The 26,996-nt window shown below is 36.4% G+C and carries 23 protein-coding genes and 3 pseudogenes; 10 read left to right on the top strand and 16 right to left on the bottom strand.

What is annotated here, in order from left to right; genetic code table 11:
• Positions 1 to 12 precede the first annotated feature (12 nt).
• The 3 genes from SSOP1_RS05850 to SSOP1_RS05840 all read left to right on the top strand — a co-directional run bounded on the left by SSOP1_RS05850 (position 13) and on the right by SSOP1_RS05840 (position 2,351).
• Complete coding sequence (locus SSOP1_RS05850) at positions 13 to 609, top strand: haloacid dehalogenase type II (protein WP_009991585.1); 597 nt, start codon at positions 13 to 15, stop codon at positions 607 to 609.
• A gap of 254 nt (positions 610 to 863) precedes the next feature.
• Positions 864 to 1,505 carry an MBL fold metallo-hydrolase gene (locus SSOP1_RS05845; protein ID WP_009991587.1) on the top strand — a complete coding sequence of 214 codons (642 nt, stop codon included), beginning with the start codon at positions 864 to 866 and terminating at the stop codon, positions 1,503 to 1,505.
• A 45-nt stretch (positions 1,506 to 1,550) separates the two neighbouring features.
• Positions 1,551 to 2,351, top strand: a complete 801-nt coding sequence (locus tag SSOP1_RS05840) for an acyl-CoA dehydrogenase family protein (protein ID WP_009991588.1) — start codon at positions 1,551 to 1,553, stop codon at positions 2,349 to 2,351.
• Here SSOP1_RS05840 and SSOP1_RS05835 read toward each other — a convergent pair.
• From SSOP1_RS05835 to SSOP1_RS05805, 8 genes and pseudogenes are all read right to left on the bottom strand, one after another.
• Positions 2,337 to 3,635 (bottom strand): ATP-binding protein, encoded by a 1,299-nt coding sequence (locus tag SSOP1_RS05835; protein ID WP_009991589.1) that lies wholly within the window; start codon positions 3,633 to 3,635, stop codon positions 2,337 to 2,339. The two genes, SSOP1_RS05840 and SSOP1_RS05835, sit on opposite strands and share 15 nt — an antisense overlap.
• Positions 3,636 to 3,969: 334 nt before the next feature.
• The gene (locus SSOP1_RS05830; RefSeq protein ID WP_009991590.1) at positions 3,970 to 4,404 is read right to left on the bottom strand and encodes a MaoC family dehydratase; all 435 of its coding nucleotides are present in this window, start codon (positions 4,402 to 4,404) and stop codon (positions 3,970 to 3,972) included.
• A gap of 28 nt (positions 4,405 to 4,432) precedes the next feature.
• Positions 4,433 to 5,524, bottom strand: a complete 1,092-nt coding sequence (locus SSOP1_RS05825; RefSeq protein ID WP_009991592.1) for an acyl-CoA dehydrogenase family protein — start codon at positions 5,522 to 5,524, stop codon at positions 4,433 to 4,435.
• 79 nt (positions 5,525 to 5,603) lie between these two features.
• Positions 5,604 to 6,833, bottom strand: a complete 1,230-nt coding sequence (locus SSOP1_RS05820; protein ID WP_010923216.1) for a TldD/PmbA family protein — start codon at positions 6,831 to 6,833, stop codon at positions 5,604 to 5,606.
• On the bottom strand, positions 6,826 to 8,202 hold the full coding sequence (locus SSOP1_RS05815) for a TldD/PmbA family protein (protein WP_010923215.1): 1,377 nt from the start codon (positions 8,200 to 8,202) through the stop codon (positions 6,826 to 6,828). Before SSOP1_RS05815 ends, SSOP1_RS05820 begins: the two co-directional genes overlap by 8 nt.
• A gap of 140 nt (positions 8,203 to 8,342) precedes the next feature.
• Positions 8,343 to 9,407 (bottom strand): hypothetical protein, encoded by a 1,065-nt coding sequence (locus SSOP1_RS05810; protein WP_048054204.1) that lies wholly within the window; start codon positions 9,405 to 9,407, stop codon positions 8,343 to 8,345.
• A 70-nt stretch (positions 9,408 to 9,477) separates the two neighbouring features.
• Entirely contained in the window at positions 9,478 to 9,636 is a 159-nt protein-coding gene (locus tag SSOP1_RS16870) for a hypothetical protein (protein WP_012716051.1), read from the bottom strand.
• A 290-nt stretch (positions 9,637 to 9,926) separates the two neighbouring features.
• A pseudogene (locus tag SSOP1_RS05805) lies at positions 9,927 to 10,229 on the bottom strand (hypothetical protein); the annotation flags it as partial.
• Here SSOP1_RS05805 and SSOP1_RS05800 point away from each other — a divergent pair.
• Complete coding sequence (locus tag SSOP1_RS05800) at positions 10,220 to 10,666, top strand: hypothetical protein (protein ID WP_010923213.1); 447 nt, start codon at positions 10,220 to 10,222, stop codon at positions 10,664 to 10,666. The pseudogene SSOP1_RS05805 and the gene SSOP1_RS05800 overlap by 10 nt on opposite strands.
• A 31-nt stretch (positions 10,667 to 10,697) precedes the next feature.
• Positions 10,698 to 11,723 (top strand): arginine deiminase family protein, encoded by a 1,026-nt coding sequence (locus tag SSOP1_RS05795; RefSeq protein ID WP_010923212.1) that lies wholly within the window; start codon positions 10,698 to 10,700, stop codon positions 11,721 to 11,723.
• Here the strand turns inward: SSOP1_RS05795 and SSOP1_RS05790 are convergent.
• A pseudogene (locus SSOP1_RS05790) lies at positions 11,724 to 12,820 on the bottom strand (MFS transporter).
• A gap of 3 nt (positions 12,821 to 12,823) precedes the next feature.
• A complete protein-coding gene (locus SSOP1_RS05785; protein WP_010923209.1) occupies positions 12,824 to 14,113 on the bottom strand; it encodes a TrpB-like pyridoxal phosphate-dependent enzyme in 1,290 nt (429 codons plus the stop codon).
• A 90-nt stretch (positions 14,114 to 14,203) separates the two neighbouring features.
• On the opposite strand from SSOP1_RS05785, the gene SSOP1_RS05780 reads away from it, so the two are divergent.
• The 5 genes from SSOP1_RS05780 to SSOP1_RS05760 all read left to right on the top strand — a co-directional run bounded on the left by SSOP1_RS05780 (position 14,204) and on the right by SSOP1_RS05760 (position 22,176).
• Positions 14,204 to 15,031, top strand: a complete 828-nt coding sequence (locus SSOP1_RS05780) for an ABC transporter ATP-binding protein (RefSeq protein WP_010923208.1) — start codon at positions 14,204 to 14,206, stop codon at positions 15,029 to 15,031.
• Positions 15,021 to 15,734: an ABC transporter permease gene (locus SSOP1_RS05775; RefSeq protein ID WP_010923207.1), complete on the top strand. Its 714-nt coding sequence runs from the start codon at positions 15,021 to 15,023 to the stop codon at positions 15,732 to 15,734. The genes SSOP1_RS05780 and SSOP1_RS05775 overlap by 11 nt, the downstream gene beginning before the upstream one ends.
• A 148-nt stretch (positions 15,735 to 15,882) precedes the next feature.
• Complete coding sequence (locus SSOP1_RS05770) at positions 15,883 to 16,998, top strand: OFA family MFS transporter (RefSeq protein ID WP_010923206.1); 1,116 nt, start codon at positions 15,883 to 15,885, stop codon at positions 16,996 to 16,998.
• A 170-nt stretch (positions 16,999 to 17,168) separates the two neighbouring features.
• The gene (locus tag SSOP1_RS05765) at positions 17,169 to 20,978 is read left to right on the top strand and encodes a S53 family peptidase (RefSeq protein WP_010923205.1); all 3,810 of its coding nucleotides are present in this window, start codon (positions 17,169 to 17,171) and stop codon (positions 20,976 to 20,978) included.
• Between the two features lie 46 nt (positions 20,979 to 21,024).
• Positions 21,025 to 22,176 carry an MFS transporter gene (locus tag SSOP1_RS05760; protein WP_009989705.1) on the top strand — a complete coding sequence of 384 codons (1,152 nt, stop codon included), beginning with the start codon at positions 21,025 to 21,027 and terminating at the stop codon, positions 22,174 to 22,176.
• Here the strand turns inward: SSOP1_RS05760 and SSOP1_RS05755 are convergent.
• From SSOP1_RS05755 to SSOP1_RS05730, 6 genes and pseudogenes are all read right to left on the bottom strand, one after another.
• The gene (locus SSOP1_RS05755) at positions 22,154 to 23,329 is read right to left on the bottom strand and encodes a cation:proton antiporter (RefSeq protein ID WP_009989706.1); all 1,176 of its coding nucleotides are present in this window, start codon (positions 23,327 to 23,329) and stop codon (positions 22,154 to 22,156) included. The genes SSOP1_RS05760 and SSOP1_RS05755 overlap by 23 nt on opposite strands.
• A gap of 125 nt (positions 23,330 to 23,454) precedes the next feature.
• Positions 23,455 to 24,035: pseudogene (locus SSOP1_RS05750) on the bottom strand (hypothetical protein).
• Positions 24,022 to 24,684 (bottom strand): hypothetical protein, encoded by a 663-nt coding sequence (locus SSOP1_RS05745; protein ID WP_009989763.1) that lies wholly within the window; start codon positions 24,682 to 24,684, stop codon positions 24,022 to 24,024. The pseudogene SSOP1_RS05750 and the gene SSOP1_RS05745 overlap by 14 nt, the downstream one beginning before the upstream one ends.
• A gap of 21 nt (positions 24,685 to 24,705) precedes the next feature.
• The gene (locus SSOP1_RS05740) at positions 24,706 to 25,623 is read right to left on the bottom strand and encodes a CoB--CoM heterodisulfide reductase iron-sulfur subunit B family protein (protein WP_009989762.1); all 918 of its coding nucleotides are present in this window, start codon (positions 25,621 to 25,623) and stop codon (positions 24,706 to 24,708) included.
• Positions 25,620 to 26,312, bottom strand: a complete 693-nt coding sequence (locus tag SSOP1_RS05735; protein ID WP_009989761.1) for a 4Fe-4S dicluster domain-containing protein — start codon at positions 26,310 to 26,312, stop codon at positions 25,620 to 25,622. The genes SSOP1_RS05740 and SSOP1_RS05735 overlap by 4 nt, the downstream gene beginning before the upstream one ends.
• Positions 26,299 to 26,982 carry a hypothetical protein gene (locus SSOP1_RS05730; RefSeq protein WP_029552524.1) on the bottom strand — a complete coding sequence of 228 codons (684 nt, stop codon included), beginning with the start codon at positions 26,980 to 26,982 and terminating at the stop codon, positions 26,299 to 26,301. The genes SSOP1_RS05735 and SSOP1_RS05730 overlap by 14 nt, the downstream gene beginning before the upstream one ends.
• Between the last annotated feature and the right edge of the window lie 14 nt (positions 26,983 to 26,996).

Below are 26,996 nucleotides of genomic sequence, written 5' to 3'. Positions count from 1 at the left end.
ATAAGAAAAGATATGGGAAAAGAAAAGAAAATCTTAGCATTTGACTTATACGGTACAATTTTGGATCTATCAGCAATTTCACAAGAAATGAGAAGGAAACAGTTAGAATATACTTGGCTATTGACCATAATGGGAAGATATGTGGATTTTGACGAGATAACCAAGATAGCAATAAGTTACACCCTAGGAGAGGATAAAATAGAGGAGGAATTAAATAAGTGGAGAAGTCTAAGGACACATCAAGATGCAATCTACTTAAAGGACATCTCCACAATAGCTGATATTTACATTTTATCCAATGGTACAACTAAGACTATAGAGGAACTTTTGAAACTTAATGGTTTATCAAGCTATTTTAAAGGAATATTTAGTGCAGAAAGAGTAAAGGAATATAAACCTTCACCCAAGGTCTACAGATACTTCCTTGAGGCAGTTAAGGGAGAGGCTTATCTGGTTTCATCAAATCCATTTGATGTCATTGGTGCTAAGAATAGTGGAATGAAGGGCATATACGTTAATAGGAGAAATATGCCAGTTGACCCGTTAGGCTATGAACCAGATGTTGTGGTAAGGGATTTCAAGGAGCTATATGAATGGTTACAAAAATGAAAGCTGCAGCTCTTAGATGTTCCGAGATCTCCTGCACCCATGGCGGAGATTCCATCGAACGGAACAGTTCTGTAACACTAGTGCTTTCAGAAAGTTTATAGCTTTAGACAAAGGATATACCACTAGATCATAGTCTAAGAACTTTTCCAAAATACTAACCCTTAACCTATATAGGTTAAAATTAGTAGGATCCGAAATGCTTGCTGAAAAATCCAATGCTATCTATATTAGCTATCAACTACTAATTATCTCTTATGAAAGTCTTTGAGATTCCTCTAAGTTTCGTTAAGGTATTTTTAATAGAGACTAATGAGAATGGACTGATCCTAATCGATAGTGGTACTCCAGGTAGTGGGAGAAGAATCATTGAGGGTATAACTAGGCTTGGGAAGAACCCTAACAAGATAAAAAGCGTAATATTTACTCATTCACACGTAGATCATATTGGAGGGGCTTATGAAGTAAAGAGGTTTGTTAATGATGCTAAGTTTGGGATTGATAATAACGGTGTTAATTATTTAAAGAACGGTAAAATAAGAGAACCAGTCTTGCATTCTTCAGCGCTTAAGGTTATTTTCTCAATTGGCAGACCTTTCTTCTTTAGGAAATTCAACGGTGTAAATGTTGATTTTGTTCTAGAGGAAGGTGAACTCGTAAAGGGAGTCGAAATAATTAAGACTCCCGGTCACACTAACGATTCCATTTCAATTTACTTGCCGGAATTAAACGCTATAATAGTTGGTGATACTTTGCAAGGTGATAAGAGGGGATTAAAGTATCCTAATATTTATGAGGACTTCGATGGGCTAAGGAAAAGTGTTGAGAATATAAAGTCGTTTAATCCATCAATGGTCTACGTTTCGCATGGTGTAAGTTCCTCTAAGTTTTTAGTATAGCAATTTAAACCTTAATTCTTAATTATGAATTGTGGTGAAGGTTAGTTGCTTTTGGACGTTGAGACAAATGAGGATTTAGAACTGATTAAAAACTCATTTAATGAGTTCTTAAGTAGGGAGTGGAATAAGTATGGGTCTAAGAAACATGAGGTTAGTAGAGATAAAATTATGGAAGTTTTCGGTAAGGTTAAGGATTTAGGTATCTTCCAGTTCATCAGAGAGACTGGTTTGACAAACGCCTTATTGTTAAACGAGATTATTGGTGAGAACTTATTGCCGGGGATAGTTGCTTTTAGCTCGATGTTAGGAGTTGATTATCTTGTAAGTGTTGGCGTTAATTACGTTGCTGAGGTTGATAAAGCTGAGGCCATTGTTACACCAAAGGGGATTTCAAATAAAAATGACGTAGATGTTGAGGAGATAGAATCACCAGATCCTTCAGTGAGAGTTTATAAGATAATTGAGGGAGAGTGGAGAAAATCAGATTTCGATTTTAACAAGGTAATTTTACTTGCCTCGGCTCAAATTATAGGTCATGCAACTGCTGTGCTTAAGGAGACTGTTGAGTACTCTAAAAATAGGATAGCGTTTGGTAAGCCAATTGGGTCTTATCAAGCAATAAAACATAGGATTGTTGACGATGCCTTAAGAATAGAGTTAGTTAGGTCTAGATATTTGGTTAATCCGACAAGTCCAGAGAGGATATTTAAACACGCATACAAGAAAGCCTTCAAAGCAATTCTCAACTCAATTCAGTCTCATGGGGGAATAGGGTTTACTGCAGATCTGGATTTGCACCTTCATCTAAAAAGGGTTATATTACTAGGGAAGTTATTCCAACAGTAACCATTTCCAGCCCTTAACCACTTTCACTAAGTCATCTCCAACCTTTATCTCTCCCTCATCATCAAAAGTTATAATGTAAGCCTTTGTTTTTCTTATCTTTAGAAACTCCTCGATACCTTTTAGTTCCCTCTCTACGTCACTCAACTGGTAAGTCACTTGATATATTTCCCTTATCTCATCCTTAACTTTTACGACGAAGTCTACTTCGCCCCTTCTACCCCTATAATAGAAGACATTGTTAATCCCATATCTCCTCAAGAGTTCTAGGAATATTAGATTTTCAAATAAGCTACCGATATTTTGATTTAGCCTATATCCTAATACGTTGGATATACCATTGTCTATGCAATACACTTTCTTATCGTATTTAGCCATTTCACTTAGCTTTGGGCTTAGGGCTTTTACGAAGAAAATAAGATAAGCGTTTTTCATGCACTCAGTATACCTTTGAACGTTTCTAAAGGGGATATTAAGGGACCTAGATATTTTTCTAAAACGTATCTTATTCCCTACGTTTGAGATGTAAAATATGGCTAGGTTCTTAGCTTCTTCCTCATTCCTTATATTGCATTCGCTAATTACGTCTTTAAAAATTATATCCTCATACAATTGTAGTAATATCTTCTCCTTATCCCTCTCATTGGATACTACTAGGGGAAATCCTCCGTAGCTTAAATATTCTGAGAAGAGCACTTTAATCTCGCTTTCTTTGGCTATCATATCTAATTCCGTTTCCAATCTAATGTTCTTAAATTCTAAGAATTCTTTAAAGGATAGTGGAAATACTTCTAGAATTAAATGCCTACCAGCTAGTACTTCTCTGACGCTCTTATTGTTCACTGACGCTGTAGATCCAGAAATCACTATATTAGCTTCCTTTCTATCTACGATGGACCGAACAAATCCCTCCCATCCCTTGATCTTCTGAACTTCATCTAAGAAAATGTACGGTTTACTATCTTTTTTCTTTTTTCTTAACTCCTTATATAACTCATATAAGGAGAACAAATCGTTAGCAGTTCTTATATCGCCAAAGCGAGAGTCCTCAAAGTTAACTATTAGCGTGTCGAATGGATCTTCTCCTTTTTTCTCTATTAGCTTCTTAACTACTTGATTAATGATTGTGGACTTTCCAGATCTTTTCACGCCAATTACTGATATCGCTAAACCTTTTTCCAATAGGTCTAACAATTGATCAGAGTACTCTCTTTCTATACCGACGAATTGGTTCTTGTACCAGAAATTCCAGTCTATTAACGCCTTTAATATTAACTCCCTATTCACTGAGAAAATTTATGATTACTTTCTAATAAGTTTGACTCATTTTATAAGTCATTCCTACGTATAGTTGACTCTTCTCAAGAGTCAAAATAATAAGGAATTCTACAATAAAATTATGACATAATCACTTCACACATAGCATCACTTAAATGATTCCTTGACAAATTCATTGTAGCAGAGACTCTTGAAACCAAAGCACTATTAGCGTTTATGTTAGGGAGAATTAAGCCCCAAGTCTCAAATGAGATTTGAATCTCCTAGTACATGGCTAATATAATGCATAATAAAAATAATAATTGTTTTAAAAATAACTTACTTCTTTACTTTTAATTACTATTTAACTTCTCTTATTGCACAATATTTCCATTTTTAACGTCATTACTTCCTCTCCCAATTGATTCAGGGTCCTAATTGTCAAATATACTCTGCCATCCTTCTCCCTCTCCTTCTTGTCAGTAACCTCAACTATCGCCCTTAACGTGTCCCCTATTTTCACTGGTTTCTTGGCATCCATCTCTAATTTAGTTAGAGCTACGAAACCCTCGCCAAAAGGATCTACGGGTAATTGATAAGTTAAGCCGATTGCAATTGAGGCTGTTAACAAACCTGGTATTATTCTACCTTTAAATCTAGTCTTTTTACCATACTCCTCATCTAAGAATAGTGGATTAAGCGCACCAGTTATTCCAGTGAAAATTACAACATCTGCATCAGTTATAGTCCTTCCCTTGCTCTCCCACTTTTGACCGACTTGAAAATCATCGAAGAACATATTATAAGAAAAGAGAAACGCAATATAATTATTTCGGAAGTTTAAGAGCTCTCTCACCTACCACGTTTCTAAGAATCTCTGAAGTACCCCCAGCTATTGTTCTACCCCTAGAAGCTAACATACCTAAATACCACTTCTCTTTCATTATGGTTTCCAAATCGTAATTCATCACTGCGATCTCATATATCCTCTGGAGCAACTCTGATGCCAAAAGCTTCAACATCGATCCCTCCACGTCTATATCCTCTCCTTTCCTCAACTTTATTAAAATCCTTCTATAAAACGCCTCTAGACCTTCAACTTCATCTTCCAACTCCTCTTTCTCCTTTACCCCCTTCAAACTCTCCAAGGCTATCTTTGACGTAAATAACATTGTAACTCCCAACATGAACCTCTCATGATTTAAAACTGTCATGGCGACTTTCCAACCATCACCAACGTTACCTATAACGTTATTTTTAGGAACTTTTACGTTGTTGAAATACACCGTGTTAAAGTCACTCTTTCCCGTTAATTGATTTATGGGGGATACTCTAATTCCCTCCTGCTTCATGTTAAGAATGAACATCGTTAAGCCCTTATACTTATCCTCACCAGTTCTTGCTAAGAGTATCATATAATCAGCAATATGGGCATAACTACTCCAGATTTTTTGTCCATTAACTAAAAAGTAATCACCCTTATCCTCGGCCCTAGTGGTCACAGAAGCCAAATCTGAGCCAGCTTGTGGTTCAGAAAAACCTTGACACCATATATCCTCGGCCCTTAGTATTCTAGGTAGATATCTCCTCTTCTGATCTTCATTTCCATGCTTTAAAATGGCAGGAGCTACTACCATTAAACCAATTGACCCTAAACTTCTACCATATGGCAATCCTGCCCTTATGAACTCCTCATAAGCGATTACTTCGTAAATTGGATCTAAACCTTGCCCACCGTACTCCTTAGGCCAAGTTATTCCCAAATATCCGGCATCAGCCAATTTCCTTTGCCAAGACCTTAACTCATTATAATCATCAAATTCTACCGTCTCAAATAGGATTTTTCTTCCCTTTAATGACTCCGGAGCGCTATTTCTTATCCATTCCCTTAACTTTAACCTATACTCCTCCTCATTCACAAGTAAAAATTAGCAATTATAAAATAAAAAATTGCTCAGCCGAAGGGCTATCGTCACAGATCAGCTGAAACACGGTTCATCACGCTATACTTAGCCTAACATCCTTGACTAAAGCGTATGGATAAACCCCTTGCATTGGGGCATCCCACCATCTTACGGAGTACCTCTCTCTAGATAATTCTACTATATTCTTTAAAATCCTCTTTAAGTTATCAGCTATCCTTACCCTACCAATAACTCCAACGGGATTGCCGTTTCTATAGACTACAGTGGCATCTCTAGCAACTGTTGAGAAATCGCCCTCAGCGTAATTTTGGAATCTGGTATACCACACATTATTTATAAAAACGACATTACCGGACAGCAATGATTCAAAACTAGTGTCTCCCTCCTTAACCTCTAAATTCCAAGCCGTTGGATATATCCATCCCGCATTTCCAGTACTAGGCAATTTGAAGACATTGGATAGTTCATTATTTAATAAAGGAGTTGTAAATACACCATTCTCTATTATAGCCTTATTGTAGGTAAACGTGCCTTCATCGTCGAATCCCCATGAGTTAGGCCTATCCTCCTTAGGAGTATCTAGTAAGGTAAACTTATCTGATCCTGCCTTTTCCCCAGGCTTTAACATAGACATACCAGACATTATCGCATATCCAGAAGCCATCCTCGCAACACTCTCCATTAAATTACCCATTACTAAAGGAGAGAGGATTACATCATATTTACCTTCGGTAATCTCGTATTTGCCAGTAATCGATGCCAACTCATTAGCCTTCTTTATACTATCCTTAACTTGAGAGGAGGAGAAGCTAGTTGACGAGAAAGCCCACTGTCCGCTATGTTCTTTATTCTTAGCCCTAAAGTAACCGCTTATGCTCAGATTGCTTTCCGTTCCGTTGAATCCCTTAGATGTAACCAAGGATCTTTCCACATCATCTATTGATATAATACCGTAAAGGGGATATTCCGACTGTATGAGAGATAAAAGAGGTGATAAATCGTCAAATAGTGATAAAATGTTAGTGTTATTCTTAACCATTTTGTATTCCCGCTCATTTTTACTCATAATAGGGAAGAAGTCTACTGGAGTTAGTTTAGGTTTTTCATTTAAATTGTTTATCCTACCCAAGAACCCCTGGCTATCCTTCTTTAACGCTAGGAAATAGTAGCTGTTAGTCATTCTCTGTATTGTAGCTACCTTACTCTCAACTAGCTTAATGATTATCCTCCTTGTCTTCACTCTCAATAGTCCTACTTCTTCTCCCTTTACTTCTTGCACGTATTTTACCATTTCCTCATTCATTTCCCATCACCTTAATCCTAACATTTCTCAATCTCATATTAGGCCCACCTAGCCAAACGGGTATACCTTGATCCGGATCACCCTTGCCACAAGTACCCGGATAAAATACTAAAGTATTGTCAACTGCATCAACTGCCTTTAACAATTCAGTAGTCTTCCCTTGAAAAACCGGGAATAGCACTGGATCACCAATCTTTCCGTTCTTAATCTCATAAGCTTCCAACCCAACATATCGTTGACCTAGTCTCATATCATCAATATTCCACTCCATGTAACTCTTTATATAAACGCCTTCCTTGACGTCTTCCAAAAGCTCATCAAAGGTCATGTTACCAGGTTTAAAGAAAGTATTAGACATCCTAATTAAAGGTTCCCTATCGAAATTCGCAGCCCTGGCCGAGCCATTACTCTTAACGTTAAATTTACTACTACTAAACCTATTTTGTAAATATTCGTTAACCTTACCATCCTTAATTAAGTATTTAGGTCTAGCTTCAACACCCTCATCGTCTGTTGTGTAATAACCGCCACTGTTCGGTATTGTAGGATCATCTATAACAGTAACGACATCGCTACCTATCCTATTATCCTTCAATTCGGCTAGATAACTCAAACCAGCCTGGGCGAATTCCCTACCCAAAACTCTATCGGCCTCAAATGGATGCCCAACAGATTCATGAGCCATTATACCTGTTAACATATTACTCAAAACTACATCAGTAGTCCGCTCACCAAAGCTCTTACCCTTAGCCAAGACCTCAGTAACAGATCTAACCTTGTCCACTACGACCTCATTCAAATTCATCCTCTCTAATACTTCCAGCCCACCACTTCCTCCAAGTTCGTAAAACGCAGTAGCCGTCCTATTGTTCTCGTTAAGGACTAAGTTCATTCCTACGTAAAGCCTAGGAACCCTTCCAACTATACGTGAACCATTGACAATAATCTCCTTCTCCTCAATACTTTCGTCATAGAAAAATGAAACGCTTTTGACTGAACGGAAGTCCTTTACAGCCTCGTATAGGTTCTTGAAGAAGCTTATCTTCTCGTCAACTGACATGAGATCAAAAGGTTTACCCTCTTTAACCTCATAACTACCCTCCTTAGGTTCAGTATTATCTAAACCGCTCTCCCACCCCTCTATCTTATACTCCTTGTTGCTGCTCAGTAGATCATTGGGATTATTTGATGAAGCAAAATATAACACGCCATCCTTGTAATACCTAACTGAATAGCCATCATCTGTAAACCTAAACGATCCCATTAATCTGCCATTAAGAAAAGACATCCCAAACGTCGATACGATATGTCTCCTAACCTCCACGTAAGGGTATCTGAACTTATCGTAAAGAGATTGCAGATCAGTCATATTATGATATAATTTTAGTCAAATAAAAAGATTGCTAACTCCAACTTCTTCTTTATATTAATACTTTCTTCTATTTTGACTTTTCCCAGCCTTTGATGCGAGAAGTTTTCGGTGGTAAATATATACTACCATAGCATTTTTTAGGTGTTTTTCCTTTCTTCTAATACTCTACTCAATTCCTTCTCAAAGTTCTCCTTTAACTCTTTAAGCGTAATTGACCACTTATTGTCCTTTGTGAAGTGTTCGTAAGGTATTGAATACGTTCTAACGAAATCCCTTAAAGGCGTAATTGGATGGACGTAAATTTCATATGAAAAATGGTATGCTGAGGATAGTTTATTAATGAACTCCATGATATCTATCAATGTATGTCTTTGCCCAACAATAAATGCGTATATTTTATCGTTATGTAAATAAGATATTCTTAGAAGTGTAACAATCCTACTCAACTCCCTAGTAATCTCCTCATTAGTATCGTTTACGATCAACGACATTCTAAAGTCAGTCTTACCTAAATAAGTGTAAAACGCATCCACCAAACCCTTACCAACAACGTGATTAAAATAATGATCTACTACTTCATCTGATGTTAAACCTATAGATTCTGCTATCTCATCCCACGACCTTAAAGGATTCTCTTGTTTCTTTCCAAGTGTATAAACGTCAATCCAGTCCGGCTTAAAATCGTCAGTAAGATCCGGCAATTGGAAAGGTTCCCTAGGCTTATCCAGTATAACCCTTTCAAAAGTCAAAGTATCGAAATTAAAAGTTGAATAATCAACTGGATAAACCTCCCTCCTATACTCCAAGTAAGTCTTATAATTATCAATTAATCCCCCCCTACTCATCATCTCTAAAATTTGAACAAAATCCCACCTACCCCTAGGAAACACAACATCCAAAACTATAGTATCACTAGTCAAAACATCCCTCAATGACGCAACCACCATGCCATCAAGTAGGTAATAGAAATCTAAAGGTTGGACCTTAGAATTCCTTGTCAACTTAATAGTAGTATGAAAGAGCGATAATCCTAGAGAATCAAGTTTGGGAGACGGAATAACCAATACTTTAAGATTAGATAAGACATTCCTAACGTTTTCTAACCCAGTTAACTCACCCAGCAACTCGTGATTATGGTCACCAAACCTCTGAACGTAATGCAATGATTTCGTAAGTTTTTGTATAACAGTAGAATCTATCATACTCAACAGAATAAGTAGTGAGAATACATAAAAATAGTATCTTCAAAATTCTAAAAAGAATTTAACGTATCTAAACAGTACCTGGTGCTATTGATTCTCCAGCGTGTGTTACATGTAGTGCTGCAAGGATTAATGGTAGGGATGCTGCTGCTATTATTATTGCATACCTTACTACTTGACTTGAGGCTAACGTGTACATGTTTACTCTCATTTTTTGGTCAATAGTCACAAACGTGAGGACTCCAATAAATATGAGTATTTGAATGAAATAGATTTCTTGGAAATTGAGAGTTTACACTAAAATCAATATAATAAAAAGTTTATAGCTTTAAGATCTCACATATAAGCAAATAGTTAACGAGAAACTGAACTATGAAGCCGGTATTATGGAAAACAAGAATGGCTCACAGAAAAATTTTAAAAAATAATTTTTGTTGTAAAATCTCTATCTTAAATTATTAATTTCGCTTTTTGGAATTTAAATTTTTCCTTTTATACATAAGCTTCATCGTCTTATGATTAAACCTTTATTACTCTTCTCGTCATTGGTATCTCTTTAACTAACTCTATAGGCTTTTGTTCTATTATATCGACCTCGTATACTGCAGTAGTGGAGTAAATTACCTTTCTCTCATCCTTTTTAGCTATTGCTGTTACACCAAATGTGGGTCTTGGCAACTTTACACTTACCTTATCCCAACTAATCCCATTATCTCTAGAAATTATTAAGGGCTCTTGACTCATTATATGGGCTACAACTATTCTTCCTAGATCTTCCAATCCGTGAGCGTAACCACCTATCACTTTATTAAATGTTTTTATCCTTGAGCGAGATTATTATCATTATGATAGAGTTCGTAATTGAGAAGAGTTTCAATATGCCAGAGGATATAGTATGGCGGATAGCCAGAGATGTAAATTCAATTCCAAACTACTGGAAGGGTGTTAGGGAATTAAACGTTAAGGAAGTGGATAAGAATGTTTACGAGGGAAGAATCAGGTTTGCGTTTCCCTCTTCGGGTAAAGTTAGGATAATCATAAATGACGATGAGAGAACCTTAACCTTTGAATATCTAGACGGACCAATAAGGGGATATAATAAGGTGAAAATCTCTAAAGGGAAAATCTCTTCTGAATGGAAGGTTACTATGACTGGTCTTTTAAAACTAACAGAGGGTTGGAATAGAGATCACTTCATGGAAGGTACTGAGCACGCACTGGAAATGATATTAAATGCTACCCTTAGTTTATCTCCTTAATTTTATTTAGATTCACGCCGATTTTATTCTAATGATTGCTGAGTGGGGAAAGCTTAGAGCTGTAGGAATGCATAAGCCTGGCTTAGAGGTAATGCTGGGTCTTTTAGATCCCTCATCTTTCCTTTATGAAAGGCAATTCAATTGGAGTAAAGCTAGGAGAGAACATGATAATCTTAGAAGAGTGTTAAAAGAGGAAGGAGTTAAAATATATAGGCTAAGACAAACAATTGTGAACAAGATTAGAAGAGACGATAGATTTAGGGAGAAGGTGATAGAAAAAGTTGGAGTTAATAATGATGATCCCGAATTCCTTGTCGAGTTGTTGATCTTAAGACCTATTCTTGGTTACGAGAAGAGGGATAAAGGTACACACTTAGAGGTTAAACTGACTGACCCTCTTTCCAATCTCTATTTCATGAGGGATCAACAGATTACTACGGAAAAAGGAATAATAATGGGAAGGATGGCTACACATCAGAGAGAAAAAGAAGTTGAAGTTATGAAGTTGTTTTGGGAAGCGTTAAATATAAAATATAAGGAAATAGGTAGAGGTAAATTTGAAGGTGGAGATTTCTTTCCAATGGGTGATTTCAATCTGGTAGGTGTTGGAGTTAGAACTGATTTAGAGGGTGTAAGTGAGTTATTTAATATTTTGAATGGAGGAGAGATAGGTATAATTCATTGGAATAGGGAAGAGTTCATTCATTTGGATACTTTCTTCAATGTTGGATCTTCTAGTTCAGTAGTTAGTGTTAGGAGTTTCATGGAAGAGAGTAGGGTTGCTGTCTATTACGATAGGAAGATCATAAGGGAGACTACGTTATACGATTACGTGGTTAAAGAAAAGGGATTTAATTTAATTGAAGTGAGTGTGGATGAGGCAAAAAAGTATGTAACTAATTTTTTGACCATAGACGACGGTAAGATTGTCTCTCCTAAAATTTCCGCAAATAGGAAGCTTGAAAAAGAGTATGATGTAATAGAGGTTGAAGTTTCAAATTTGACTGGTGGTGCCGGTGGGATTCATTGTATGACAGCTGTGATAAGGAGGGATTGATTAGATTTTCTTCCCCTTAGTTTCTGCAATCAGCAATACACTTATAAACGTCACCAGAACGTATGATAATGTGACTAGCACTAGTGAAGATTGATTAGCTCTTAGTATTACTGGTGCTAGTGAACCACCTAGTATACTTGCTGCTTGATAGGAAAAATTTGAGACCGTGAATCTGTATTTTTTATCAAATATTTCAGTAAATATTGAGGATTGTGGGGCATATAAAGCTGAATCCGAAATTGACATCAGTATTTCCCCTGGAAGGAAATTTCTTCTTGATAGCACAATACCGGCTAGGATCATTAGTATTAACCCAATAATTACGACCTTCCTCCTTCCAAATAGATCACTTAGGTAGCCAAAGAATGGGATTTAGGAAGAGCTGAAAGGAAATAGAGATTAGTACTATTAACGAGAGGAAGGAAATTGAGGATGAGTTTGTGAAAATATATGAGGTAAAAATATAGAAGTTTGCACTTTCACTCACTTTAATCCCTATTGATTTTAAAATATTCTTCCAATCATGTCTCTTTGCTTCTAATAGTGGTTGTGTTTCACTTCTAGTCACCTTTTGCGTAGTTATATCCTTGACTAACAATAATGAGAGAAGCGATAGGAAGGTTATTGAGAGAAATGAGTAAGGCCAGTAAACAGAGTAATTATAGATTACTAGGATAGTGAGTGAAGATAATATAATGCCAATTGGGACTGATAATTGCAATAAACTTGTAATAAACCCTCTAAATTTATGTTCAGAATACGCTTCTATGACGATAGTACTAGCTCCACCCCATTCCCCGCCTAAACTAAGACCTTGCAAAAGTCTTGAAATAATTAAAGGATAGACATTAGGTATCAACACTATTAGGGATGAAACTGCTAACGTAATGTCAGCTAAGATTAAGGCAACTCTCCTATTTACCCTAATCCCCTATATAACCAAATATTATGCTTCCTAACATTCTTGCTATAAAACCCAGAACGAAAATTATTGAGCCAATTATAACGTTAAATTCTATGAAAGAGAGCTGGGAAAATAAAAAGAAGGCGTACCATTGGGAAATTGTTAAGAGTATACTTCCTACTAAAGTCCTCATTTTCTACTCCTTAAATAACACTGAGGCGTAGTTGCCCAAATCTAGTAGTCCATGCCCAGAGAAGCTAACCAGTACTGTCTTCCTTTCTCCGCTCTTCTTAGCCTCTTCAGCTATTTCAGCCAATATTGGCAATGCGTGAGAAGTCTCTGGAGCTGGTATATATCCCTCCAGTTCTGAGAATAATTTAGCCCATTTGAACGACTCCTCTTGAGAGTAATCTCTTGCTTGTACAATTCCCTTGCTAATTAATAGACTGAGAGTTGGGGCTACTCCATGATATCTTAGCCCACCTGCATAAACTGGAGGTGGTACGAAGTCCGACCCTATTGTGTACATTTTTAGCATTGGCAACAATTTCGCAGTGTCTGGATAATCGTATTTATAAACACCCTTAGTCATTTTTGGAACTTCTGAGGATCCAGAGGCAATATACTTCCTCCTAACCTTTCCACTCCTCAGCTCATCTCCTAAGAATGGATAAGCTAATGCTGCGTAATTTGATCCCCCTCCTACTACTCCTATAATGTAATCTGGATCTTCACCAATCAGTTCCATTTGCTTCTTAGCCTCCATTCCGGCAATCGTTTTAAACATTATATCTGAATTTACCACACTACCTACAACGTATTTTCCACCGTTTTTATGAGCATATTCTACTGCATCACTTATTGCGATGCCTAAAGATCCAGGATGATTGGAGTCTTTGGCCAATAATTGTCTACCGAATTCTGTTAAATCTGAAGGAGAAGGATGAACTTCCGCTCCATACATCTGCATCATATATTTTCTGTAAGGCTTTGCATAATAGCTAGTCCTAACCATAAATATGTGTGCTTTCATCCTAAATAGGGCTGAGGCTAGTGCAACTGATGATCCCCACTGACCAGCTCCAGTTTCTGTCGTAACGAATTTCGCGTTATCCAATTTAGCGTAATATACATGTGCTAAGGCACTGTTGATTTTGTGAGAACCAGTGTAAGTGTAGCTCTCCATCTTCAGATAGATTTTGATATTATTTCCTAAGTACTCCTCTAACCTTTTTGCCCTAATTATTGGAGTCGGTCTTCCAACTTGTAAATATCTCTCCAGAACCTCATCTGGAATTTTTACGTATCTTTCCTTAGCGAACTCTAACTCCAGCACCTTGCTCGGTAAAACTTCCTTCAATAGTTCTAAGGATTTGCCAGTGGGATCTTGTGGCGGGGGTAGTTCCTCCGGTAAGTCTGGTAGGATATTATACCATTGTGCGGGTATTTCATCTTGAGGTAAATCTATTCTTATTCTCATAGCCATTACTACGTTAGAGAAGTTTATACTTTTTTCTCCTATTTTTTAACTATTAACGAAAAATTTAAAAGGACTCAATCAGAAAAAAGGATTGTAATGTATGTCATTGAGGTAAATAACGTATGGAAGGCTTATGGTAAGATTATTGCAAATGAGGACATTACGATGAGAGTTAAAGAGGGAGAAATAGTAGCGTTATTGGGACCCAATGGCGCTGGTAAGACGACCCTCGTTAAGCAAATTTACGGTGAGTTAACCCCAACTAAGGGTGAAATAAGGGTTCTAGGTAAGAAACCAACTGATAGACACGTTAAGAAATTCTTAGGAGTAATCCCGCAAGAATGTGAGCCCTATGGTGATCTAACAGTATGGGATAATATATATTACATGGGGAGATTAAAGGGAGCTTCTAAGGATGAAATTAAGAAGAGAGGAGAGGAATTATTGGAAAGATTGGATTTGAGAAGTAAAAGGAACACTCTGGCTAGGGATCTATCTGGAGGTTTAAAGAGGAGAACTCTAATCGCAATGGCTTTGATAAATAATCCTAAACTCCTAATACTTGATGAACCCACGACTGGTTTAGATCCTGAAGCTAGAAGGGAGGTGTGGGAAATATTGCTTAACATGAGAAAGGAGGGTCAGAGCATGTTACTTACTACTCACTATTTGGATGAGGCAGAGAGACTAGCCGATAAGATATATTTTCTAAGCAGGAAGATTATAGTTGAGGGAACACCTACACAAATAAAGGAGAAATTCGCTGATTGGTACGAGGTAATTGATTATACTAACGGTAAGGTCTATAAGGTGAAGGGTGAGGAGGAGCTCAAGAAAATCATAATGACAATTAACGGCAAATTTGAAGTTAGAATGCCTAGTTTAGAGGAAATATATCTTCAAGTGATGAAGGATGTTGAGTGAATTTCTTAACTTAATTGTAATGCAACTAAAGATGATAAGGGCGTACTTACCGGTGTTTCTCTTCTTCTCAATACTTTTCCCAATAGGATTTATGCTAGTATTTGGATATATCTCAATTAGATCATTGACGCCATTCATAGTAGCTGGAACAATAACGTTTTACGTTTCAATTGGTGTTTTAACTTCTGTTGCTCAATCTCTTGCATTTGAGAGAAATGCTGGCAGATTCTCCTTGATGATAGCAACTGGTATACCGAGAGAGTTCTATGCAATAAGTATAGCTCTTAGTAATGGTATTGCCACACTAATTATGATACCAATAATCCTAGTCCTAGGTAGTTATTTACTTCATGTAGAAATAAAATCAATTCCTTTTCTACTTATCGCACTGGTATCGTCTCTATTTATGGCTTCAATGTTAGGTATGGCATTAGGCTTAGGAATTAGGAACATATACGCCGTAAATCAATACTCAACAATTATAAGCTTCGTACTTTCCTTCTTCGCCCCAGTTTACTTCCCAGTAGCCTTTATACCATTACCATTTCGCTATTTGACTTATATTGAACCTACTACTTACGTCTCTCAAGCCCTTTACTACGCTTTCATTGGTAATCCTTTATCTTTACTATGGAGTTTAGGGATAATAATTTTCGGTTTCATTTTCGTCATTTTAAGTAGATATGTTATAAGAAGGCAATAGTTTCTGAATTCCTCCTTGAATTCAGAGCTTAATGTCCTATAGTGCTTTCAAGCGCTCAAAGGTGACTTACGTAATGGTTTAAAAAATATACATGCCTTCTTTCTAGTCCTTTAGTAAGCTTTTTAACTAATTGTGAACATATCCTCTCATGAAAAGGAACAAGTACATAATTATTGGCTTCGTAATAATGTGCTTTAATTCACTTTACCAATATTCTTGGAACGCTTTAGAGCCTCTCTTAAGAGAGGGATTTAATGTTAGTGTAGTTGAGATAGCCTTAGGCTTTACGTTGTTCAGCGTATTCTCCTCTGTTTTTCAACCAATTGGGGGTCACTTTGCTGATAAACAAGGTCCAAAAAGGATAGGGGTTATCTCAGCAATTTTATCAGCAATTGGTTTTCTGGGTACTTATCTTTCCCCTAATATTTACGTCTTTTTTGTAAGCTGGTCAATAGGTAGTATAGGAGAGGGCATACTTTACGGAATAGCTGCAAACCTAGCAATGAAGTGGTTTAGGGAAAGAATGGGATTTGCAACTGGGATTGTGTCAATGGGATTTGGAATAGGTTCGGCCATAGCTAATCCCTTTATATCCATGGCTGGTAATTACAGAATAGTAACACTCGCAATAGGATTAGTTGAGATAGTACTATTACCAATTCTCTTGTACATCTCAGATTATCCTCCTAAACTATCTGGTCAGACTCCAAGGCAAGCCGTTTTAAGTGTCAAATTCTGGCTAATCTACCTTTCTTTCGCAACTTCCATAGTTCCGCTAACAGTACTTTCTTCAGAATTACCAATACTAGGAAAAGGTTTACCTCAACAAGAATTAGTAACTTTGATCTCAATCTTACCCTTATTAAGTGGAGGATTAAGGCCAATTTTCGGCTATATTGCTGATAGATTAGGTATATTGAGAACAACGTTCCTTCTTACCATTGTATTAACGTTAGGTAGTATTTCTTTACTTTTAGGGGAAATAGCACTTTCAACGATTTTAGTAGGCTTTGCAGGAGGCTCACTAATTACACTCTATTTTAACGTTTCCACGGAGATATTCGGCTTTAAGTTTTCCACAGTGAATAGTGGTATATTATATACTGGTAAGGCTTTAGGCGGTGTGTTAGGTAGTATTATATTTGCATTGCTTTACACGATAAGTCTTAGAACCTCTGAAATATATACTTTGTCTTGTAGCCTAATAGGAGTTCTTACCTTATTGCCACTTTTATTTACTAAGCAGAGCAGAAAGGTTCAATGATTTTTTATCTTATAACCAACTAATTGTCAAGTATTACGTTAATTGATAATACCAAATTGAGATAGAACAATAGATATAGCTCTATTTAAGAAGAATTAGAGGATACTAGTACACTGATCAGTACACTTATTGGTAGAAAAGTTTAAAAATTAGTAACAGTATAAACAAATATGTATCGATATATATTTTTAATGTCGATGCTATTAATTTCCATTATACCATTAGTTTTTGCATCAAATCCCAATATGTACCAGAATCCAATAACTTTGAAAGAATTTAGAGAAATAGGAACACTAAATGCCAATGAAGAGGTAATAGTTACAATCTTCGTACCACTTAAAAATCTAGATCTATTATACTATTACGCCAGTGGAGCTTCAAATCCAGCTTCACCATTATATCATAAATTCTTAAGTCCTCACGAGGTTCAGCAGTTATTCTTACCTACTGAAGAGTATAACCAAATTCTAAACTACGTCAAAAGTAGCGGATTTCAAGTGATATTTACTGCATCGAACTCAGTAATAGTAATAAAAGGTACAGTGGGGCAAGTTGAGAAGTATTTAGGTACTAAGTATGCGGTTTACTCTAATGGTTCCGTAACCTATTACACTAATTACGGATATCCCAAGATAAACGCCTATGTATACTCCAGTAACATTTCTGCAATATTCTTCGCCCATCCATCTACATTAATTACAGAGAGTACAATAAAGAGTTTTCAGCAAGAGATAAATCAAACATTTCCACTTGAAGGCTATTGGCCAACTGTGTTACAAAAAGTGTACAATGTTACTACAGAGGGAGAGAATACTACAATAGGAATACTAGACTTTTATGGCGATCCTTACATTGTACAGCAATTAGCGTATTTTGATAAAATAACTGGATTACCAAATCCTCCCAACTTTAGTGTAGTACCAATTGGACCCTATAATCCTAACTTAGGTATTGTAACTGGTTGGGCTGGAGAGATTAGCCTGGATGTTGAAGTAGCACACGCAATAGCTCCAAAGGCTAACATAACGCTATATATCGCTAATCCAAATATTCCTTTACCCGCTATTATCGCATATATTACAAGTCAAAATAAAGTTGATACGTTATCCCAAAGCTTTAGCATACCAGAAAGTCTCTTTTCCTCACTTTTCAACGGGCCATTATTCTATTCATGTATAATATTAAGTGATGAGTACTATGCACTAGGTTCAGCTGAGGGAATAACTTTCCTAGCAAGTTCTGGAGATGCTGGAGGCTCTGGGTATAGTAATGGACCAATAGGCACTGTAGGGTATCCCTCAACGTCACCTTTCGTAACTTCAGTGGGAGGTACGACTGTATATGTGCAATTCCCTAACGGTTCGTATTATCAGACTGCTTGGTCCAACTATGGTTTCGTTCCAAATAATGTAAATTATGGTGGTTCAACTGGTGGTGTAAGTATAATAGAGCCTAAACCGTGGTATCAATGGGGACTACCTACACCATCTACTTATCCAAACGGTAAGTTAATACCAGAGATCTCCGCTAACGCCAATGTATATCCTGGAATATACATCGTTTTACCAAGTAACACAACCGGGATAACAGGTGGCACAAGTGAGGCTTCTCCTTTAACTGCTGGAGTGCTAGCCACAATTGAAAGCTATACTCATCATAGAATAGGTTTACTTAATCCTATACTAACTTACATGGCTGAGAATTACTACGGTAAGGTAATAGAGCCAATAACGTTTGGTTATAACATACCGTGGGTTGCAACTTATGGCTATAACTTGGTAACAGGCTACGGTACAATTAACGCAGGATATTTTGAAAAAATACTACCCACACTTAATTTATCAAAAGAGCTAAATGTGATAGTTAGCGTTTACAATACATCAATACCCACAGTATCTCCTCAACAATTCTATCCTGGACAACGTATTCTAGTCACTGCTAATATAACATATCCTAACGGAAGTCCAGTACAAACTGGCGAATTCAAGGCATTAATAGAGAACTATCTTGGGAACTTAACTACGTTTAATCTGACATATAATTCACTTACTAAATTATGGACTGGTAGTGGTGTTTTATCCAATAAAGCTAGTGGTATCTTATTTGTCTACGTTTATGGAAGTAGTGATGGATTAAGAGGAATTGGGTACTATGAGACCTTCTCTGGATACTACATAACATTCAATTATACGACGACTTTTACACCAGTTTATGTAGAGTTGGGTAATGCTGAACTGGGAATTACCTTATCTAACTCATATTTCCAGGCGCCAATTGGAGTAATGAATATTACCCTTAATATTTACTCCTATAACATAACAACAAACGCATACACGTTTGTAACGACGTTAAGTGTACCTATTAAGAATGGAGTAGGAGTTATCGATTTGCCACCAGACTTAAGCATAGGAGATCTATTGATTATAGCTGAAGGTAATGCCTATGGATTTGACGCATTTACCAATGGAGTATACATGCAAACCTTATTCATATTGCCACAAGTGGTAGTTGAACCGGGCAGTGTTTCCCCTGGGCAACACATTACAATAGAGGGATCAATTATACCGCCAGTTAACTTACCCAGTACTACATTCCAAGATGCATTACAAGGTACTAACATTACTGCTAAATTGGTAAGTAGTAATGGTGTCGTAATAAATGAGGCTAATATACCATTATCACCAAATGGAATCTACTTCGGATATTTGTACATACCTAAAAATACTCCCTCTGGGCTTTATAATGTTCTACTATTTGCAACCTATTACTCTTATACTTTGAACACTACAATTCGAGGATTCTACTACGGTCAAATATACGTTTCTAATCAAGCCACGATCTCAGTGAAGTCAGTTAACTATGCATTTGAGGGACAAACTGTTTTCATTTACGCTAATATAACAAATGGTACTAATGAAATTAAGTTCGGAATGTTTAGTGCTACCGTGTACCCCTCGAGCCTCTCATTTAATTATACTACGATAAGTTCAATAATAGAGATACCGCTGTGGTATAATCCTAAGATAGGAGAATGGGAAGGGAATTTCACACTGCCTTCAGCAATTAGTGCAGGAAATCTAACTTATTTAGCTGGACAAGGATATTTCGGAGTGCCATTCAAGGTCTTAATAACCGGAATTTCAGCCTTAGGTAATCCAACCACTACCAATTCTGGTAATGCTTATACAATCAACGTATTGCCATATACCTTATTTACAAATCAAACCTTAGATAAGACGTTACCATCATATGCAAGTTTAGTTAACGTGAAGATATTGAATGTAAGTGGCAATCTATTAAATGACTTCCTTACTAACGTTATTATCGTTAACAGCAATGTAAAAATATTGAATGGGAACATATCTAATATAGTAATTAGAAATTCCACTGTGTTGATAATGCAGAGTAATGCGAATAACATTACATTATACAATTCAACTCTGTACGCCATAGGTGGAAGTATAAATGGATTAAACGTAGTTAACTCTAAAGTAGTTCCAATAAACATTCATATCCAAGGTTTATACCCTGAATTACCAAGTATTTCGATAAACTTACCTTCTAAGAACGTAACTGGAACAGTTAATGTTACCGTCAATGTAATTGGTGAAGATGTAAGTAGGATTAACGTATACTTGAATGGTAACTTGATAAATTCATTTACAACAAATGGGACCCATATAGTAACTATAAATACTCAAAATTATCCAGATGGTGGGTATAATTTAACAGTAACAGCAATTCAAAGTGATGGTTTAAGTAGTAGTAATAGTAGTTATCTGTATTTTGAAAACGGTCTAACTAATCTAAATACTAAGGTGAATGTAATATCTAACCAATTAACTAATGTAAGTAATAGTTTATCATCTTCTATATCTTCTTTAAGGACTGCATCATTAGAATATCAGAGTATATCTTTAGCGATCGGTATTATAGCAATAGTTCTGGCAATATTGGCTCTAGTAAGAAGGAGAAGGTAAGATATAATCATTATTTTTATTACTATTTTTCCTCCTTATTTTTAGTATGCTTAAAAACAGAAACGAAGTCTTGAAAATCTCCTTTTCAGCCTTTTTCGCTGATCTTGGATACCAGGCTGTAGTAGCCTCTTTTCCAATAATTTTCGTATTGATCTTTAAAGCTCCAATTCCCCTTTATGGTTTTGCTGAGGCATTAAATTACGGGATTGGTACTGTTATGGCTTATGCTGGAGGTTTAGCTGGGGATAGGTTTGGGAGAAAAAGGATTGCTATTCTTGGAAATGTTCTTATTCTATTTACTTCCCTAATAGGACTATCTAGGGATTACATTCAAGCCCTCATATTCTTCATGATAGGGTGGTGGTTTAGGAACTTTAGATCACCACCAAGAAGGGCGATGATGGCTGAAGTCACATCACCGGAAGAGAGATCTGAGGCATTTGGAATTTTGCATTCTTTAGACATCGCTGGTGCGTTAATAGCAATAATTTATCTAACTGTATTACTTTACCTTCGCGTTTCCATCTTTTTTGTTCTTTTATTCACCTCAATACCTTTGCTTATGTCAACAATTGTTTTAACCATGGTAAATGCTGGGAAGAAAAGTGAGAAAGCGAAGAGAAAAGAAGCAGAAAGTAAAATAACCCAAAAAAGGGTCTTCTGGACTCTTATATTATCTACAATGTTCTTCGGATTTAGTCAGTACAGCTTTGGATTTCCTATTCTAACTACAACAGAGATTACTGGAAAGGAGTATTTGGGAGTATTATCTTATGGCATATTTCTTGGCGCTTCCTCTTTATTTGGGTACCTATTTGGTAGAATAAGAATGAAAGAATTTGAAAGTTTAGCATTTCTAGGATATTTAATTGGAGCACTAGGATCTCTGGGGTTTGCGTATTTATCGAGTTTTGGAGTGTTTTCCCTTTATCCTCTCTCTTTCTTAATGGGAACTAGTGTCGCCTCAACTGAGACTTTTGAACCTACCATAATATCGAAGATAACTAAAGAAGAAGCATTTAGTACAAGTATGGGCTACTTATCAGCAGGTAGAAGTATTGGGATATTTCTTGGTAATGTAATAATGGGGTTCTTATATCAAATAAGCTATACATATGCGTATCTATTCGCCGCTATAACTTCGTTAATCTCCTTTGCACTAATCTTAAACTTGATCATGAGACCAAATGCTTCTTAGCGTAGATTTTAAACAACGCACTACCTATCAATGTGGTAAATATTGACATGAAAACTATACCCTCAAATTCCTCTTGGTTTAGTGCGTTATATGAAAGGCCTAAGGAAGCAATAACTAATCCAGTTTCACCTCTAGGTACCATTCCTAACGCTACCGTATTCGCTGCTTTTGCATTCCTTAAATAAGCTAGAGCAAACGGGAATATCCCTAACCATTTGAAAATTGTGGCAATTGCAGTTAGTTCTAAGGATAATATTACAGTATTAAGATTAAGCGTTAGAAAGTTGACTTCGGCACCTATGTACACGAAAAATAATGGGCCGAAAACACTAAGTAACGTACTACTTATTTCCTTTATTTTGCTGTTCTTTACACTATTTGCAAATGCAACGCCCGCAACGAACGCCGAAATTATTGGGGAGTAACCCAGTGACACCATTAATAGCGTCAAACCAAATAGTACTGCTAATGGGAACTCTTCTATGTACTTATCGCTTATCCTATCAGTTATTTTCGGAATTAAGATAATTGAAACTACTAAAATGACTACCCATATGACTACAAGTGCGATTATTTTCAAACTGATAGAGGTAACGCTTGTAGACTCACCTTGTAAAATAGCTATAACAACCGATAATAAAAGTAAATCCACTACATCGTCTGCTGCAGCAGAGGAGACCATAAAGTTTATACCCTTACCTTTCAATTTCCCTTCTTCAATTATAGACGCTACAGCTGCAAGACTAGTAGCCCCCATCGCGGTACCGAGTATCAAAGCAGAATCTAAACCAAAACTTGAGATATAGAAGTAATATGCTGCGAAAAAGGGTAATAATGCACCAAACGTTGCTCCTAGGAATCCTAGAATGCCAGAAGACTTTATTGGTGCAATTCCATGTTCTAAACCAGAGGCGAATATCAATAGAATTACGGAAAACTCAGCTAAAAATTCGATATAACTATTTATGCCTATTAGGGGGAAGCCCAGCAACTGATTTAATAAAGAACCTAAGGCGTAAGGGCCTATTATCATTCCAGCTAATAATTCACCTATAAGCTTAGGTAAACCGTATTTCTGTACAAGGGAGCTTAAAATTTCTGCTAACAAGATGAAAATTGACACATCAAAAAGTGCTAGAATTATCGGATTCATATGTGGACTATGGAAACAAACGACTTAAACTTTTCTCAGCGTTCGTACCCTTCTTCATCCAATCTAGTGAGCTGGGCTCATCACTATTACTGAGATATCAATTAACGTCTATTAAACTTTCTGCCCTAATCAGAAGGAGGGAGTTCAATTACTTTAGTCTTTACATACTTAGATTGTAAAGAGGATAGAGCCTTATCCCAACTTTCTCCAGGATTGCCCTTATTTACACCAATCTTTAACCTATTTTCCCCAATGATTTTGGCTAAATAGTAAGTACAGAAGGGTTTCGCAATGCAATTTTCACAATTAGCGTATACATTTGAATGTAGGTTCATGTAAACTAATTGCTTGTCGTTAGTTACGTAAATTATCCCTTTCTTAAGGTTTAACGAACCATTAGCCTTTTCAAAAGGAAATACTAGCTTGACGTTAATCATGTTCTCCTTAAGTATTCTTAACTTATTGAGATAATCTCTTATGTAATAATAATAGCTTTTACTGTAATTTTCCCTTGAATCTTTGACAAGGACGTTCATTATTTTAGTATCACTTATTTTAACAAAATCATAATAGTCAATTAAGACAGTATTATTATCTTCTCTTATGGGTCTTTCAATAGTAACTACTTTAAACTCGCACATTTCAATAATAAGTTAGGAGAATTATCATAAAAACCTTTAATGTTGGTCTTATTAAAAATTAGCATTAACATGGTTCAATAGTTCTATTGCGTTTTTATATGCAACATCCTCATTATAGCCGTGGTTTTTTATAAAGAGTTTTGCACTTTGAATTAAATTAAGAGAATTATACGGAGCATCACTACCATAAATACTTCTTCTTGGATCGATAATTTTCGAAGAATGATTCACTACATAATAGACTCTCTCGTTGTCAACAACGTGTTCACTATTAATGAGTACAACGGGAAAAGTATATTTATCCAATAACCATCTTAGTTCGTCTAAAGAAGGATCATATAGTACCAGAATTAATCCCCTCTTATCTATTAGTTCATACACGAAGTTAAGCGATGAATGAAGTAATGAAAAGTTGTGATGTTTAGGGCTTAGAACTACACCAATTATACCCCTATCCACTTGTCTAATGAGCTCCACCTGAGGAGGAACTCTGCATCTCGGATTATATATACCAAGCTTTAGTGTATAATCTTTCCTTCCCCAAAGATATTGCTGATAAAAACCATCTACACAGCAGTCGCATGAGTACTTATAAATCGGATTTAGTAAAATTCGCTTTATCTCTATTTCATCTTCTGTAAGCTTAGGCTCTTCCGTGTAATTATAAAGTCTTATACCGTAATGCGTGTTAAAATCTATGAATAAAAAAGACATATATAATAAATGGAAAAAGGTTTACAAATATCTTTTGAGTATTGACATTGGATTAGTAATATTTGCCGTAAGCAAAGTCTCTTCTGGGCTATGGCCAAAGGCGAAGGCCACCAGTTGCGAGAAGTAAGCTAATGGCGTCCTTAGATCTTCGCCATACTTTTGAGCTATTTTCTCCATGTTAGTTTCAATAGCCACGTGACCTAGAGGACAATCTGTGACTAATATCTCCGCACCATTTCTTTTAGCCTCCTTTAATATTCTAGCCTCTAAGTGTAAGGCTACTTCTACATCAGAGTATACATGAGGACCACCACAACACATCGTCTTAGCCTCAAATGGTACCACTTCTGCACCTAAGGCCTTCAGTATCTCGTCCATAAAGAATGGCCTCTCTGGGTCATCCCTCATTTTCATATATCCAGCTAGTGTATATGATTTAGGCCTAACGTATAGGCATCCATAATATGGTGCTACTTTTAACCCAGTGAGCGGTCTTCTTACCTTAGTTTTAATAGCCTCAATCCCTACAGTATTGTAAATATATTCAACAGCGTGAACTAGCATTAACTTTAGATCATAATTCTTAGTACCCATTTTTTCTAAATACATATTAGTCTTTTCTCTTAATTTGGGGTATTTAGTCAGATAATATTGAGTTCTAGATAAGGAATAGTGACAACCAGGACAAGCTGAAACTACCGCATCGGCCCCCATTTCCCTAGCTAATGCCAAGTTCCTTGCTGGTAATAACACTCCTGCCATAGTATTTACGTTCTTTACTTCTAATGCGCCACAACAGTTATAGTCCTCGATTTTCTCCAACGGGATACCTAGATCTTGTGCAACTAGTTTTAATGAGACGTCATAAGATTTACCTAATCCATCTAAAGCACAGCCTGGATAAAATGCTACTTTACCATAAGGTGTAGGTAATGTCATTCTGGTACCACCTCCTCCTTCATTGCTTCCTCCAGTACCTTTTGTATTTTATCCCAGTTCTTAACTCTATTTGGCCTTAATACATCTTTTATAAGCCCTCCTTTCAATATTGCTGCACCTATATTAATAAGGTCTTTCAAACTCAGTGTAACCATTCCAGCTTTAGCTGCAGCGGCACCTAGTGTTAGTTCTGAAATCCTTCCACCGTTTTTAATTACAGTCTCTAAGAATAACTCATCGAAAACTGTACCTGGATCTTTCTTAACTAACCCATGCTTTAATAGATAATGATGAATTGAATGTACCACTTCTTCTACCAGCACTCCCTTAGGACATCTGTGAGTACATTTCTGACATGATACACATCTCCAGAGTGAGTTTTGTAGTTCAATAAGTGCTTGTTTGTCGCCCTTTCTGGCTAAGTCTATAAATCTTCTTGGACTATAGTCTGGATCGTATTCTCTCATCGTACAACCAGAGGTACAAGTTCCGCATTGCCAGCACGCGCTTATTGTAACGCCTTCTAGAGTATTGGCTATCTCGTCCCATACTGTAGGATCGTAGCCAGTCTGTGTTCTTTCAATCATGAATGCGTTCCATGTTCCGTCTAGTTCTACACCATCAACTATTACCTTGTCTTTTTGAATTAGACCTTTAATTATGGGTTTTTCTAATTCAGGAATTGGCAAGTTGGATCACCCTAAGGAAAGACTTTAGACCTAAAACCATGGCTGTAGTAGAAAGGTGAGATGGATAAAGCCCACCTCCCTTCCTATCTACAGCCAGCAGAGTAGCATAATCTACATATCTAACGTAAGAGTATACTAAAAAAATTGAAGTATAATAATAATTAGGTGAGTCTAATCCAAAGATTGAAAGAACTTCCCTCAGCTCAGAAACCGCGTCAAAATACTCCTTTTCATTCTTCAACACTACTCCATCCTTTAACACATAAGTGATTGAACCAGAGTTCTTACTGGGGTTCCAGACCCATCTAGTCCATAACGGATATTTTTCAGGTTCTAGGAAGTGAATTATTTCCTTAGCCATGTCCTCAATATCTTCTGGTTCACTAGCCTTAAGTGAAGTAAAAGCTTTAACTCTCTCATCATAAGGTAAATCCTTGTTTTTAAGGGTTTTGAAAGCTAGCTTAACCTTATCAATCCCATTATTACCTATAATTTCACTATAATGTTTCTTAGCATAAAATATTACGTCAAATAACTTCTTTACGTCTTCCTCAGTATTAATCTCTAAAGAATTAAGGAAATCAGTCTTCATCTGCATTGCTTTAATTATTATTGATAATGATTCCTTAGGATTGCTCTTAGCAGTATTATTTGCATCTTTAGCTAATATCGCGTTAAAAATAT

Origin of the sequence: Saccharolobus solfataricus (genome assembly GCF_900079115.1) — an archaeon.
Classification (GTDB): domain Archaea; phylum Thermoproteota; class Thermoprotei_A; order Sulfolobales; family Sulfolobaceae; genus Saccharolobus; species Saccharolobus solfataricus.
The sequence above is the reverse complement of the archived record's forward strand: the minus strand, read 5'-3'. Positions and strand labels throughout refer to the sequence as shown.

What these genes read in the sequence shown, in the direction of transcription:
- SSOP1_RS05780 (WP_010923208.1), top strand. Translation starts at nt 14,204, where the DNA reads ATGTATGTCATTGAGGTAAATAACGTATGGAAGGCTTATGGTAAGATT.
- SSOP1_RS05785 (WP_010923209.1), bottom strand. Translation starts at nt 14,113, where the DNA reads ATGGCTATGAGAATAAGAATAGATTTACCTCAAGATGAAATACCCGCA.
- SSOP1_RS05830 (WP_009991590.1), bottom strand. Translation starts at nt 4,404, where the DNA reads ATGTTCTTCGATGATTTTCAAGTCGGTCAAAAGTGGGAGAGCAAGGGA.
- SSOP1_RS05845 (WP_009991587.1), top strand. Translation starts at nt 864, where the DNA reads ATGAAAGTCTTTGAGATTCCTCTAAGTTTCGTTAAGGTATTTTTAATA.
- SSOP1_RS05810 (WP_048054204.1), bottom strand. Translation starts at nt 9,407, where the DNA reads ATGATAGATTCTACTGTTATACAAAAACTTACGAAATCATTGCATTAC.
- SSOP1_RS05760 (WP_009989705.1), top strand. Translation starts at nt 21,025, where the DNA reads ATGCTTAAAAACAGAAACGAAGTCTTGAAAATCTCCTTTTCAGCCTTT.
- SSOP1_RS05745 (WP_009989763.1), bottom strand. Translation starts at nt 24,684, where the DNA reads ATGTCTTTTTTATTCATAGATTTTAACACGCATTACGGTATAAGACTT.
- SSOP1_RS05800 (WP_010923213.1), top strand. Translation starts at nt 10,220, where the DNA reads ATGTTTTTATCCTTGAGCGAGATTATTATCATTATGATAGAGTTCGTA.
- SSOP1_RS05755 (WP_009989706.1), bottom strand. Translation starts at nt 23,329, where the DNA reads ATGAATCCGATAATTCTAGCACTTTTTGATGTGTCAATTTTCATCTTG.
- SSOP1_RS05795 (WP_010923212.1), top strand. Translation starts at nt 10,698, where the DNA reads ATGATTGCTGAGTGGGGAAAGCTTAGAGCTGTAGGAATGCATAAGCCT.
- SSOP1_RS05740 (WP_009989762.1), bottom strand. Translation starts at nt 25,623, where the DNA reads ATGACATTACCTACACCTTATGGTAAAGTAGCATTTTATCCAGGCTGT.
- SSOP1_RS05770 (WP_010923206.1), top strand. Translation starts at nt 15,883, where the DNA reads ATGAAAAGGAACAAGTACATAATTATTGGCTTCGTAATAATGTGCTTT.
- SSOP1_RS05815 (WP_010923215.1), bottom strand. Translation starts at nt 8,202, where the DNA reads ATGACTGATCTGCAATCTCTTTACGATAAGTTCAGATACCCTTACGTG.
- SSOP1_RS05820 (WP_010923216.1), bottom strand. Translation starts at nt 6,833, where the DNA reads ATGAATGAGGAAATGGTAAAATACGTGCAAGAAGTAAAGGGAGAAGAA.
- SSOP1_RS05765 (WP_010923205.1), top strand. Translation starts at nt 17,169, where the DNA reads ATGTATCGATATATATTTTTAATGTCGATGCTATTAATTTCCATTATA.
- SSOP1_RS05775 (WP_010923207.1), top strand. Translation starts at nt 15,021, where the DNA reads ATGTTGAGTGAATTTCTTAACTTAATTGTAATGCAACTAAAGATGATA.
- SSOP1_RS05850 (WP_009991585.1), top strand. Translation starts at nt 13, where the DNA reads ATGGGAAAAGAAAAGAAAATCTTAGCATTTGACTTATACGGTACAATT.